General features: G+C 33.4%; 9 protein-coding genes. 3 read left to right on the plus strand and 6 right to left on the minus strand.

Going from position 1 to position 13,644, the window contains the following annotated elements; genetic code table 11:
• Window positions 1-495 precede the first annotated feature (495 nt).
• Complete coding sequence (locus PC_RS09440) at window positions 496-1,743, plus strand: alpha/beta hydrolase (protein WP_232086079.1); 1,248 nt, start codon at window positions 496-498, stop codon at window positions 1,741-1,743.
• A 1,088-nt stretch (window positions 1,744-2,831) separates the two neighbouring features.
• Window positions 2,832-4,133, plus strand: a complete 1,302-nt coding sequence (locus tag PC_RS09450) for an alpha/beta hydrolase (RefSeq protein ID WP_011176513.1) — start codon at window positions 2,832-2,834, stop codon at window positions 4,131-4,133.
• 648 nt (window positions 4,134-4,781) lie between these two features.
• On the opposite strand, the gene PC_RS09455 is transcribed toward PC_RS09450, so the two are convergent.
• Window positions 4,782-5,453, minus strand: a complete 672-nt coding sequence (locus tag PC_RS09455) for a hypothetical protein (protein WP_011176514.1) — start codon at window positions 5,451-5,453, stop codon at window positions 4,782-4,784.
• Window positions 5,454-5,558: 105 nt separating this feature from the next.
• Here PC_RS09455 and PC_RS09460 point away from each other — a divergent pair, with 105 nt between their 5' ends.
• The gene (locus PC_RS09460) at window positions 5,559-7,625 is read left to right on the plus strand and encodes an F-box/WD repeat-containing protein (protein WP_044045287.1); all 2,067 of its coding nucleotides are present in this window, start codon (window positions 5,559-5,561) and stop codon (window positions 7,623-7,625) included.
• Window positions 7,626-7,960: 335 nt separating this feature from the next.
• Here the strand turns inward: PC_RS09460 and PC_RS09465 are convergent, their stop codons facing one another.
• The 5 genes from PC_RS09465 to PC_RS09490 form a co-directional block, all read right to left on the minus strand.
• On the minus strand, window positions 7,961-8,647 hold the full coding sequence (locus PC_RS09465; protein ID WP_011176517.1) for an outer membrane beta-barrel protein: 687 nt from the start codon (window positions 8,645-8,647) through the stop codon (window positions 7,961-7,963).
• 39 nt (window positions 8,648-8,686) lie between these two features.
• The gene (hemF, locus tag PC_RS09470; protein ID WP_011176518.1) at window positions 8,687-9,487 is read right to left on the minus strand and encodes an oxygen-dependent coproporphyrinogen oxidase; all 801 of its coding nucleotides are present in this window, start codon (window positions 9,485-9,487) and stop codon (window positions 8,687-8,689) included.
• Between the two features lie 777 nt (window positions 9,488-10,264).
• Complete coding sequence (locus PC_RS09475) at window positions 10,265-10,558, minus strand: hypothetical protein (protein ID WP_011176519.1); 294 nt, start codon at window positions 10,556-10,558, stop codon at window positions 10,265-10,267.
• Between the two features lie 192 nt (window positions 10,559-10,750).
• The gene (locus tag PC_RS09485; protein WP_052278701.1) at window positions 10,751-12,061 is read right to left on the minus strand and encodes a cbb3-type cytochrome c oxidase subunit II; all 1,311 of its coding nucleotides are present in this window, start codon (window positions 12,059-12,061) and stop codon (window positions 10,751-10,753) included.
• Window positions 12,058-13,473: a cbb3-type cytochrome c oxidase subunit I gene (locus PC_RS09490; RefSeq protein ID WP_011176521.1), complete on the minus strand. Its 1,416-nt coding sequence runs from the start codon at window positions 13,471-13,473 to the stop codon at window positions 12,058-12,060. The genes PC_RS09485 and PC_RS09490 overlap by 4 nt, the downstream gene beginning before the upstream one ends.
• Window positions 13,474-13,644: the final 171 nt, after the last annotated feature.

Here is a 13,644-nt window from a genome sequence, read left to right on the forward strand (position 1 = left end):
CCTCAAATAATTAAGCAAATTTATTTATTATACGTTCTTTCAAATTCAGCGAAATGGTCATTTTTGAAAAGAAGTCACCAATACACCTGTGATTAACCACGCAGATGGATTAGAGAAATTAAAATTAATGTTTTTCCGCACAATCCCGCCTTTTCATTTATTAGAGCATGTATGCCATAAAATAGAATATTTATGTAATAAAATTTATTTGACAATATTGGAGGATGTAATCAAATGTTTGAAACAGAATGGGATTAATAAAATTAAATTTTAGAGACAGATCAAGTTTTCTAATAGACCCTTACTTATTCTGCTAAAAACTTAATAGATTTAATTGCACAATTTTTTGATAGATTTATCATAAATTATTTAATATAATAATTTTATTAAATTTTAATTATACAATTCATTAAAATAGATTTAAAATATTAAGTTAATATTTAAAATTTATTAGGTTTTATATAAATGCTTATAAAACAAATTAGGGGAGGCTTAATGTTTGGTGGAAAATCAAATACCACGCTTGATACTAGACCTAGATATGAAAGTTCGGATATTAACTCACATTATCCAAATTCAGATGCTGAAGAACGAGAGCTTTGTATAAAAAATTTTTTTGCCATACTGGATATGGGTCTGCAGACATTGCAGACATCGCAGACAAATCCGCCTGGTTTAAATAGTAAGAAAAAAATTGATTTGATAAGTCAAAAAGTCTCAACGAATGACGAAAGTTCTATTCCTAGCTCTGATGATGAAAGTTCTGGCTCCAGCTTTGATTCTGAGAAAGAACTTTATTTGATTAGCGATCGTATGAACTTTACCGATCGGCATAAATTTTCGCTAGAGACTAAAATAGTGAATGTCGAACTTATTTCTTCTACTGTTCAAATTTACTTGGAAGAAAACATACAGACATACAAAGATTTTAAACTTAAAAATTTTTCTAATCGTAAAATTTTAATTCTTATTCATGGATTCACAGTGAAATATGAGAATGCATCGAAAACACTACGACACCTTGCCGATAAAGTTGGGGATAGATATGACGCTGTTATTGGTTATTTATATCCTGCTTGCGCAAAATTTTACCAATATAATCAAGCAAAAGAGAATGGATTGTACGTAGCTGAAAAGCGGCTACCGGAGATATTGCATTCAATACAATCAGTAGCGGAACGTGTAGACATTGTAGCTCATAGCATGGGAACAATAGTTGCCATGCACGCATTAAATCAAAGCGCCAGTCCAAAAATTGATAAACTCTTCCTTCTTGGAGGAGTACTTGAAGAAAAAAGTATTTTTGAATGTGATGGTCAAGGATGTACTACTTTGAAGCGGGCATTATCTAATGCTAAAAACATCTATGTGCTTTATTCCTGTAATGATAAAGTCCTGCCATGGCTGCATGTTATCGATTCTACGCAACCTCTTGGACGTCTCAGTAAAAATATACAGCAAAAACCTATCGCAAGAAATGTTTGCCTAATTAATACTTCTTCCGTTGTGAAAGGCCATAGTGCTTATTTTCAAAGTCAAGAGATCTTTAAATTTATATACGATGATGCACAAGGTAACAACAGCCTAGAGGGTACTTCTTTCTCTCTTACTTTCGATGGATTATCCTCTTCGGAGCATCCTATAGTCTGTCCTAAAGGGAAAAGTAATGCCATTTCGAGAGGATTTTCTAAAAAATTTGTTGCCTTTAAATTCCGAGGAAAAAAAGCACTTTCCAAAGATTAACACATAAAAGTAAGCTCTAAAATCAAGGCCAAATTCCAGCCAAATGGGTATTTTTGACCTTCATTTTAGAGCCAATTAACTTATCCTATGCACAAAATGAGGAATAAAAACGAAAAATTATGAGCTTAAATTATTCAAGCAAAACAATTCTTACTAAAATAAACAATTAGTAGGATCAAAAGTTGTGTATTTTAATGATCAGAACAAGCGTAAGTTCCGTAGAGTTTTGTCTATCAAGTAAAAATTTTCAAAAAGGAGGCTTTCCTAAAAACTTAAGTTTTAAGCGAAATACAGTTATTTTTTGAGAATTTATTTTCAAGCAACTCTTTCTTTGCTGTCGCGTTTTGTAATCTGCTTTAAAATACAATTCTTTATTTTCTAGTTTACTACTAAAAACTTTTCGATAAAGTTCATTTCATAAAGAATTTTCTTTTCCCTAGAAAGCTATCTGTTAAATTCATGTTGAGCCTCAAATAAATTAAGCAACTTTATTTATTATACGTTCTTTCAAATTCAGTGAAATAATCATTTCTTGAAAAAAAATCATCCGCACACTCTTGATTAACTCCATAGGTGATTCAGAGGAATTAAAATTAATGTTTTGCCGCACAATCTTGCATTTTCATTTATTAGAGCATGGATGCCATAAAATGAAATATTTATGTAATAAAAATTATTTGACAATATTGGAGGATGTGATCAAATCTTTGAAACAGCATGGGATTAATAGGACTAATTTTGAAGATAAATTAAGCTTTCTAATAGCTTCTTACTTAATCTGCTGAGAAATTTTGCAAGTTTAGAATTTATTAAGCTGGATTATTCAGCTTATAGCCCAAACTTAAATCTTATTGTACGGCTGGGAAAACTATGCATAAGCCAATACGTAACAATTGCTTTTCAAATTTGCTAAAAATTAATAATTTAATTATCCATTTTTTTGATGGACTTATCTTAAATATTTTATTATAATAAATCTATTAAATAATATATTATTAAATTAATAATATATTTTAAATTATCAACTTATTACTTTCAGTTTATTAGTTTATATACAAATGCTTATAATAACAAGTTAGGAGGCCTTAATGAATTCTAGTATCACTGGATCGGATTCTAATCCACTTTTTCACGTAAATGAAGTTTCGGTTGTTAATCCACTTTTTCCTCCAGTGAACTGTGAAAGTACTAACCCATTTTTTTGTACATCTGATTATTCAAATTCAGATACCGAAAAAGATCTTCATATCAAAATGATGGCAGCCTCAGTCACAATGGACCTACATACAAGTCCGATTTGTTTAAAGAGTGGAAAAAAAGTTTATTTGTTAAGTCAAAAATCCTCAAAAAATGATGAAAATTCACAATCAAATCTTCTTACTCATAAATACAATTATCCTTACTTAGATTCTGATTCTGACTCTGAACAAGAAATTTATTTGATTAGCGATCGTATGAACTTTACCGATCGCCATAAATTTTCGCCTGAGACCCAAATAATGAAGGCTGGTCTTATTTCTTCTACTGCTCAAATTTACTTGGAAGAAAACATACAGACATACAAAGTTTTTAAACTTAAAAATTTTTCTAATCGTAAAATTTTAATTCTTATCCATGGATTCACAGTAAAATATGAGGATGCGTTAAAAACATTACGAAGCGTTTCTGATAAAGTTGGGGATAGATATGACGCTGTTATTGGTTATTTATATCCTGCTTGCGCAAAATTTTACCAATATCGTCAAGCAAAAGAGAATGGATTGTACGTAGCTGAAGAGCGACTACCGGAGATATTACATTCAATACAATCAGTAGCGGAACAAGTAGATATTGTGGCTCATAGCATGGGAACAATAGTTGCCATGCATGCATTGAATCAAAGCGCCAGCCCAAAAATTGATAATCTTTTCCTTCTTGGAGGAGCAGTTGAAGAAAAAAGTATTTTTGAATGTGATGGTCAAGGATGTACCACTTTAAAACGAGCGCTATCTAATGCTAAAAAAATTTATGTGCTTTATTCCTGTAATGATGCGGTCCTGCCATGGCTTCATATTTTCAATTCTACACAAACTCTTGGACGTCCAGATAAAGTTATACAACAAAAACCTATCGCAAAAAATGTTTGCCTAATTAATACCTCTTCCGTTGTAAAAGACCATAGTGCTTATTTTCAATGTCAAGAGGTCTTTAAATTTTTTAAGCTGATTATATACCATGATGCACACAGTACCAGCATGGTAGGCACTTCTTTTTCCCTTACTTTGAAAGAAGTAACCTCTTCTGAACCCATAGTCTGTTCTAAAGGGATAAATAATGCTATTACGGGAGGATTTTCTAAAAAATTTGTTGCCTTTAAATTCGGGAGAAAAAAAGCAAGCTCCAAAGATTAAGACACAAAAGTAAGCTCTAAAATCAAGGCCAAATTCCAGCCAAATGGGTAATTTTTAACCTTCATTTTAGAGCCAATTAACTTATCCTATACACAGAATGAGGAATAAAAAACGAAAAATTTTGAGCTTAAATTATTCGAGCAAAACAATCCTTACTAAAATAAATAGTTAGTATGATCAAAAGTTCTGTATTTTAAAGATCAAATTAAGCGTATTTTAGTGAAGTTTTGGCTATTAAGCAAAAACTTTCAAAAAGGAGACTCTCCTAAAAAACTGGGGTTTTTAAGCGAAATACGATTATCCTTTGATAATGTTATCAAGAATAATCGTTTGCATATATTTAGTTTTTTTGAAGTAGGCAAAAAACGATCTTATTTGATCATCGATTGTTGGACCTAAACTTCCAAACAAGTTATTCAAAAAAATAAGAAATTTTTAATAATTTTATAAAGCTTATTATTTTTTAAGTAATAAAAATTTTTATAAGATAATCAAACTTAAATTTTTTCCTCAAATCTTCACCGCCTAAAATCCCGCGAACAAGCAAATCAACATATTAAAAAAAATCAATCAAATCTATGATATAGAAAACCCATTCTATAGTCTATATGAACAAGTCTCTTCTCTTGTATGACGAAGTTTGAACTACTATCTTACATATACACAATTAGCTTTTATCTGCTCTTTCGTTTTTGCTAATTGGTCTTTAGCTTTCTCAAAATCTTCTTCAACAATTAATTCTTCCAGTTTTTTGAAATTTTTTTGTATGTCTTCTTTCAAATCTGAAGAAAAGGTTGTAGGCAGTAAATTTAAATAAACGGGAAGGGATTTTTCAATAAAAGGGTTGATTTCTTTTTTGGTTAAATCTTTAGCTTGAGGGGTAAGGTATGTGATCACTTCTTCACAAGTAAATAAAAGATCTTGTATTTGCATACTTATATTTAGTAAATCTACTTCGTTTGTATTTTCTTTTTTACTATTCTCTTGCCATAGTTCATTACTTGATATGCCTTTCTGAATGCATTCTTGGAATTTTTTATCCTGAACACTAAGATAAAATTTTAATGTAGCAATTCGTTTGTCCAAATGATTAGCAAAATCCTGTTTAATAATATAAAATTTAGGATGAGTGCTTTCTTGCATGGCTAAATTTCTATGTTCCTTTAACCATTCGTAAATAAAGGTAGTTTTTAATTTTGTTCTACCAATGTAACTATCAATAATGTCCAAATGATCTAGATTGAGATCTTCTTTTTTCAGCGTTTTACTCAGGCTCATTAACAAATTCGCCTGAAATTGCAATCCATTAAGGTTAATCATAATTTTTCCTTTATTATTTTTCTTATTTCTTCACGATCAAAAATTCTCATATAAAAATTAAATAGTTATAATTAATTCTCAAATAACATAAACATGGACAAGTACATGAGTTTTGAAACTTCCAATATTTATCCTCATATATTTCCAGCATTTAAAGAATTAGAAAAAAAGCAAATATTTTCTAATACAAATGTATATGTAGAAATTGGAGTAAAAATATTCTCAAAGTTGAGTATAAAAGATTTAAGTTTCGCGAAGCAAGTTTGCAGGGAATGGAAGCAGCTCATTTCAGAAAAAAATGTATGGAAAACAAAATTAAAACAGTTCTTTTTAGAAAAAAAGTTAGCGAAAATTTGCATAGAACATTTGGATGAACAGCAGTCGATAGAAAATTTATCTGATGAGATTCATCTTTATATTTTTTCCTTCTTATCTTTTCAAGACTTAGCCACTGTCCGTAGAGTGAGCAAACAGTGGTATTCAAAAACCTCCGATGACTTAATTTGGAAGATTTTTCTCGAGAAAATTTTTCCTCTTTTTTCTTATGCATCAAAGAAAATGGGAATTCATCCTAAAGATCAATTAATGGCTCAAGCCAATATAAAAACAAACCGGGTGCAAAAAATTATCGATTTAACAGCTGCTGCGTTGGAAAAAGGGCATGAATGGAACCCCTACGCATACTTTTCTCCAAATGGTCGGAGAGTGGTTGTTACTAGTAATGAAAGTATTAGTCTTTGGGATACCCAAACAGGAAAATTTCTAAAAAATTGGGGAAAAGGATGGGAAGACCGTCCAAATATATCCTTTTCCCCTAATGGGGAGCGGATAATTAGCTCTCCTTGGCAAGTAATGAACTCTCTTTGGCAAGAAGGAAGTTGTGATCTTTGGAATGCTCAAACAGGAGAATTTTTACAGACTTTGGAAGAAAAGTGTTGTAACGTATATTTTTCTCCAAATAGCGAACAATTGGCTACTATTAGCCTTACATCGATTCGCCTTTGGGATGCTCAAACAGGAAAATGCTTACAGTTTTTGGGATACAACCCATCTCTTAATGAATCTATATCTTTTTCTTCGGATAGCCAGCGAATAATTAGCAATGACGGCACATCTGTTTGCCTTTGGGATGCCCAAACAGGAAAATGTTTACAGTCTTTGGAAAATATTACATTGCTTACAACATCCTTTTCTCCGAACAGTCAGCAGCTGGCTATTTGTGACACGTTATCCATTCGTCTTTTTGATGCCAGAACAGGAAAATTTTTACAGACTTTAGAAAATGGCTGCCTTCTCAATTCAAACGTATCTTTTTCTTCAAATAGTCAACGGTTCATTACTAATAATGGCAAATTCGTTCGTCTTTGGGATGCCCAAACGAGAAAATGTTTAAAAACTCTTAAAGAAGGTCCAGAGTACACGACAACCTTCTTTTCTCCGAATAGCCAGCGAATAATTACTAGTACCTGCAGATCTATTTGCCTTTGGGATACTCAAGCAGGCGAATATCTGGAGACGTTGGAAAAAAACAAATGGGGCATAAAAGTGAATTTTTCTCCAAATAGCCAGCGAATAGTTACTGCTAGCTGCCAATTTTTTCGTCTTTTTGATGCCCAAACAGGAAAATGCTTACAGCAGACGCTGGAAAAAGGCCAATTTAGCGTAAAAGCGGTCTTTTCTCCTGATAGCCAGCGCTTAATTACTTATCACGGCCAATCGATTTGCCTTTGGGATGCCCAAACAGGGGTTTGCTTAAAAACTTGGGAAGAAGAAGAAGCGCATCAAATAGATTTTTTTCCAAATAGCAAATGGATAATTACCGATAACGGCAAATTCGTTCGCCTTTGGGATGCTACAACAGGAAAATGCTTACACGTCTTGGAAAATCGTCTAGAATCTCAAGGAGTAACTTTTTCCTCTAATAAAAAGATATCAATTTCTCCCAACGGAGGGCAACTATTGATAGATATGAAAATTTTCGATTATTTCCCTTCTAAAAAAGAAGATTTTGAGTCTGAGGAAAACACCTCTTTAACACAAGAATCGACAGGACGAGAATCAAAAAAGAGAAAAGTCAGAAGTGTTAAAGGTAAAGAAGATAGCAGCAAGTTCTCGTGCGAATTACAGCGTAATCCGGCTTTTTCAAAGAAAAAAAGAAAAAAAGAGGATTAATAAAAAATTCATTTAAATTTTAAAAGTCTTTTTAAAGAGGGACGAGTTAAAAGCTAGTTTTTAACGCCAATAACTAGTTGCCGCGTTAAGTTAGCCATGTACTAAGACTTGCCGAGGCTAAATCTCGGCAAGCGCATAAAACATTCAGCTATAGCTAAAGCTACAGTCGCGCAGGTGAAGCATTTTGATTTCATCCATAAATGTAAAGTTTGTTCTATCGCTTATCACGAACAATGGCTCTCAATAACTGTGAACAGAGCAATCTTTATCTTTGGGATTACCTCACTTGCATTTATCAAAAAGCAAGAAAGCTTTATGTCTTAAATAGAATGGCCTTAGAAGTAATAAGCCATGCCAATTTTAGCTCCTTTTCCACGCAAACCGTGTTTTTCCCGAGAAAGGGTAATATTATATCCCACCCCAGCTGTTAAAGTCCAATTAGCGTTAAAGCTATAATCTAGACCTAAGGAGTAATTGGGACCATTGGAATGACTTTTACTAGAAACAATAGGTTTGATTTTGGTGTGCGTATGACACCAAGCATATTGGCAAATCCCTACCACAGTCAGCTTATCGGTCAATTTATAAGAAAAATCTATTCCCACATAGGGACTGGAAGAGCGAAATCTTTCTTTTAAATCAAATAGCTGAAAATGTTCAAAATCTACATGTGTTTTTAAATAACTAAAAGTAACTCCAATAGAAGGGAGAATCATAAATTTATCAGTCACAGGAATGTATTGACCCAATCCAATGTATCCAGACGTAAATTGTGCATGCTTTTTACCTTCCCCAATCATAAAGCCGCTTTTAAACGCTAAACCTTTCCAAACTAATAGCGTAAGATCCCCTTTGACAGCTCCAAATCGAATCGTGTCTTCTGTTTTCCCAGATTCGAGAATATCAACTGAAACAAAAGTTGGCCCGATATCTATCTTTCCATGAATTTCTGCTGCGAGATAAGAACTAAAAAAACTCAAGAGGCAAAAGCTTAAAAAGCGAAAATAAGAAAGAATCTTCATAACTGTCCTATGATTACAAATTTACAAAAGACTAATCGTTTACCATTTTGCTAATGGGGGCATTGAACAAAGAATTGCTTCAGTATTTCCTCCTGACTGAAATCCAAATCTCGTTCCTCGATCATAAACTAAGTTAAATTCTGCATAGTGAGCTCTATGCTTCAATTGAATCTCTCGTTCTTCTTGATTGAACGGTTGTGAGATTCGACGCTGATAAATAGGCATAATCGCTTGAATAAATGAATGGCCAACCGATTCCCATAATTGTTTGTCTTTTTCAAAATCTCCGGTGTTGTAATGATCAAAAAAAATTCCTCCCACCCCACGTTCTTTTTGGCGATGAGGAATATAAAAATACTCTTTAGCTTGCTGAGAAAATTGAGGATATAAGTGAGAACCAAAAGGAAGTAAGGCTTGCTCTGCAATAGTGTGAAAATGAGTTGTATCTTCTAAATAAGGAAATCCCATAGGAGTCAAATCGTAACCCCCTCCAAACCAATAACGATCTTTTGTCTCAATAAATCGAATATTAAAATGCGAGGTAGGTACATGAGGATTGCTCATATGGGTAATTAAGCTTACTCCTGTCGCAAAAAAAGGTCCCTCTGCTTCGCCTAAAGGAAAACGAGTACCTCCAACTCCAGACCAATTAACAGCCGCTTTCTCAAAAATATTTCCTCTTAAAACGGCAATTTCTCCTCCACCTTCTTCATGATGTGCCCAACTTTTACGTTCAAAGTGATGGGTTTTTTCTATCTGTTCAAAAGAAGTGATTATTTTTTCACGCAAAGATTTTAAAAAATCAATGAGTTCTAAACGGGAAGGGTGGGGAAAAACCATAACTTATCTTTTTTGAACGAAGGTTAATGCCTAACTTTATATTTACATTTGTTTGCGTTTAAATAGTTATTCCTTTGAAAAACAAGGATAAAACTTTTCAAATCAATAGGCTGTTTCCAGGTTTAGGTATGCAATCTTAAAACCCTCATCGATTAAGAGCCAGTAAAAAAATAGTCTTTCTTAGTCAAAAAACTTTTAACATTGTTTGAAACGACAATACGTTAAAGATCTTAAATAATGCCTTCTCTTTGATATTCAATAAGATCGATTCGAAAATGAGCATCTAACCTTGCGCAAATGTTTTTATTATTTTCTACCTTTAGGTGATGAGAACTAAATAGATGAGTTTATAAAAATAAAAAGTCCGTGTAAAGCACCCCAAACTATTCTCAATTAAGAGTTAAATAGGGAAATAGCATCACAAAAAGGGTTATGAAGACTGTTTTCTTATGTTAGAACTTGTTACAACTGTTTATTTTATATACCCGTAGGAGCTTTAAAAATTATTTTACTTAGACAAAGGAAAATTTTTGTTAAAAGCTAGGCTGAAGGGAAAATAGAATCTGTTTTTAATCTGCTAAGGAAAGTTAAATGTTTCTTCTGTTTATAGCGAAAATGATACGGCAGCGATTCAAAAAAACTTTGAAGCTGTTGTTATTATAGAATGAGGGGGTTGATTAAGCCATCAAGGTGTTTTAGGCTTGCTCGACAAGTAAAAATATTCAAGCGAGTTGATGTAATAGCAGAATTTGATAACCCTGTTGTTATCTCAACTTGTTATTTATCCTCCACTTCATCTATTTTTTTATTGATAGAATCATTTTGATTCTCTATCGGAAAAGTGGTATTAGCAGCAATTTGTAATTGTTTCCAAGATCCTCGGTCGAACCAACCTATACTTCCATTCCAAAAATAATATAAACTGATAATGCCCCAAAAAGGTAAAATCCAATAAGTCCAAACCAGAAATCTAGGTATTTTTGCATCAAAAGAAGCAATTGCTGGATCTCCATAAATTTCCATTTCATGAGAGGTTTCGCTTTCTTCCCAATGATTTTGACCTGACTCCATTTTTTTTCTCCTTTGAATTTAATTCTTGCTCTTCATCCATCATTTGATATTTTGCTTCCTCATCCATACTCAACCGATCAGTTTTCCATAAGTAAAGAAAAATGATAAAAGCACCTCCAACCAAACTAATCACCAATGCATAATGTAATAAATTTCCATATATTCCGAATCCATCTATGACTGCGTATTGATTCATTGGAGTTTACGCTGGCCTTCAATAATTTCTTTTGTTTTAATAGGATCTTTTCCCAACCACCAAGCCTGATTAGGAGCCGTAATGCGAGTTCCTTTGGTCATCATATATTGATAAATTGCTTCAAATTGATAATTAGGAATACCAATTGCACTTTTTCCGGTTTCCTTTGGATTAGCATCAAAAAAATGTCGAAAAGAAGGCATCAGAGATCCCGCACTTGCCGTTTTAGGTGCCCAAAAATGAGCTTTATGCCAATCACGACTAGGTTTTTTTACTCCTACGCGAGAAATATCAGGTCCAATCCGTCTTGTTCCAGCAAAAGTAATTTTTTGATAAATATACTCATTTGCAGAAGAGGGAGGAGCTGGATAGGAGTCTGATCCATTTAAAACGGTATCCTGAATTAGTGTGCGCGTTTGGTCGGTATGGCAATACCAGCAGCCTTCAATTGCATACAAATGTTCACCAAAAAGAATGAGATCTTGCCTTGAGTGAAAACCCATCGCAGGGCTTTTTAATTCATCCATCTGTTGAATAGGCCTACCCAACGGATCATATCGCCATCTTTTTGCATTGCCATGGCCTTCTTCAATAATGCGAAATTCTTGAGGATTAAGTGAATAAATGACCCCATAATCTCGATGATAAGGCTGTTTGACACTATCATCTAAAATTGTGAAATTTTCATCGACCCAATTTTGCAAAATTCCCCCTGAAGGTTCGAAAGAAAACACTTCTTGCATTTCGGGGTCATATAACTCCAAAACTTGAAATTTCAATTTTCCCAAATTTGCCGATGAATCCTCTTCTTTTTGAGCTATTTTCGTTGTTGATTGTTGAGAGGCTAATAGCTGCTCGGCCTGTTTTTTAGCTTCACCTTGTGGTTCTCTCAACAATAAAAGACGTGAGGTGAGCTTAAGCGTTGAATCATTTACTTTCGTGATATATTTCTCTAATCCTTGAGAAGTGACTAAACGCAGGTTATTAGATTCTTTGAAAGCTAACAGGCTATAATTCTGCTTTAAATGGCGTACATATTGTAAATCACTCCCTTCGACAGAGGCATTACTAATATAAAGGTTAGGATCTTCTACTTCATACATTTGAACTTGGTAAGGACTTGTTGGGCTTGTCCAAGTTGAATCGACATAGGTTGGAGCAATTAAGACAACAATAATAGAGGTAGAAAATAAGAGAATAACACCTATAATCACCCACAGGGCTGATTTATCAAGACGATGCAAAAAATCATAAGGAGAGGAATTTTGCTGAGAAGCCTTATCTTTTTTTTGATTTTCCTGCGTCATGCCGCCAATCTCACTTCTCGAGGTTTTTCTAAAACAATTGTATTAAAGATATTAATCGCAAATAAGATGTTGCCGATTAAAATAATGATTCCCCCTAATCCCCTTAAAATCCACCAGTCGCGCATATCAGCCATAGTTTGAATAAAGGGAATGCGAGTCAAATTATCATGAAATTCTGCATAAGAAGATCCCTCTGCCCAGTTAGCCCACATCAATCCCTGCAAAAAACCACCTAGCCATAGAGAAAATAAAAATAATAAACTTCCCCATAAATTTAAGGCAAAATGCCAATCAGCAAGCTTTGTAGACCATAATGGTTTTTTCACTATTGTTGGAATAGCTTGATAAATTCCGGCTATCGCAAAAAATGTAAAAGTACCATACAGTGAAATATGAGAATGTCCAATAACCCAATCTGTTTTTGAGGTAATTTCATTGACATTTCGCAAAGCTTGCAAAGAGCCTTGAGCACACGTAATGAAATAAAAAATATTACCCATCATTAAAAATCTAATGGGGGCGCTTTCTAAATACTTTAGCCAATCTTTTTGCAAGGTGGCAAATAAGTTAAATACCACTGTCCATACTGGAATAAACATCCAAATTGAAAATATGATGGAAGTTGTTTGAAGCCATTGAGAAACGGGCCCGTGAATAATATGATGCGTGCCAATCCAAGCATAAATAAAAGCAATAGACCAAAATCCTATCATTGATAGGCGGTGGCTATATATGGGTGTACCCGCTATTTTAGGAAGAAAATAATAAGCTGTGGCTAATCCCATTGGAGTATAAATTAATCCAACAAGGTTATGAACATAAAACCAACTAGCATTAACTCTTGACATACCTTCAGGTAGCCAATTAATAGCAATACTTCCCACAAATACAACAAATGTTGTCCAAATCAATGTCCCCATGCTGTACCAAAGAGAAACATATAATTTTTCAAAACGTCTATTTGCTATTGTCATAAAAAAATTAATGACGATAAAAATCCACCCTAACACAAATAAATATTTAACGGGAATCCAAGAGACCCAATCGGGCAGTTCAGCATATTCCCAACCAAAATTTGTTCCCCAAGGAAATGAATTGACTCCTAATGTCAATGAAAGCCACCACAGAGCAGCTCCCCAAAAAGCAAGTTTAGAGCTCCATATAGAAATGCCACAAAGACGAGGAATAAAATAATACATTAACCCTATATCCACGGATAGTAACCACAACAATGTGACAGTCCCTACGTGTACAGGTCTGACACGACCAAAATGAATATACTCACCAGCAAAATAATCAGGAAAAATAAAACCGTTGAAAGCAATAAAAACACCAATGATCATTCCAATAATCATAAATATGATGGAGGGATATAAGAACAATTTAGCTGGTCTATCGTCATATGTAACCATGTCACACTCTTTGCAATTTGAATTAAAAGTTTAATATCGTAAAAATTTATTCTTGAAAACGCTTTTTTGTCTAAATTTCTCTATCAATTTTGTTCAGAGGGATTTGTAGAATTAATTGAAATTAAGGGAAGTTTATCCAAAATGAATTTTTGTTTATTTAACAAGGTTAAT

This window comes from Candidatus Protochlamydia amoebophila UWE25 (assembly GCF_000011565.2).
Lineage (GTDB): Bacteria > Chlamydiota > Chlamydiia > Chlamydiales > Parachlamydiaceae > Protochlamydia > Protochlamydia amoebophila.

Coding starts and splice junctions, on each gene's coding strand:
- PC_RS09440 (WP_232086079.1), top strand. CDS start 496: ATGTTTGGTGGAAAATCAAATACCACGCTTGATACTAGACCTAGATAT.
- PC_RS09450 (WP_011176513.1), top strand. CDS start 2,832: ATGAATTCTAGTATCACTGGATCGGATTCTAATCCACTTTTTCACGTA.
- PC_RS09455 (WP_011176514.1), bottom strand. CDS start 5,453: ATGATTAACCTTAATGGATTGCAATTTCAGGCGAATTTGTTAATGAGC.
- PC_RS09460 (WP_044045287.1), top strand. CDS start 5,559: ATGAGTTTTGAAACTTCCAATATTTATCCTCATATATTTCCAGCATTT.
- PC_RS09465 (WP_011176517.1), bottom strand. CDS start 8,647: ATGAAGATTCTTTCTTATTTTCGCTTTTTAAGCTTTTGCCTCTTGAGT.
- hemF (WP_011176518.1), bottom strand. CDS start 9,487: ATGGTTTTTCCCCACCCTTCCCGTTTAGAACTCATTGATTTTTTAAAA.
- PC_RS09475 (WP_011176519.1), bottom strand. CDS start 10,558: ATGGAGTCAGGTCAAAATCATTGGGAAGAAAGCGAAACCTCTCATGAA.
- PC_RS09485 (WP_052278701.1), bottom strand. CDS start 12,061: ATGACGCAGGAAAATCAAAAAAAAGATAAGGCTTCTCAGCAAAATTCC.
- PC_RS09490 (WP_011176521.1), bottom strand. CDS start 13,473: ATGGTTACATATGACGATAGACCAGCTAAATTGTTCTTATATCCCTCC.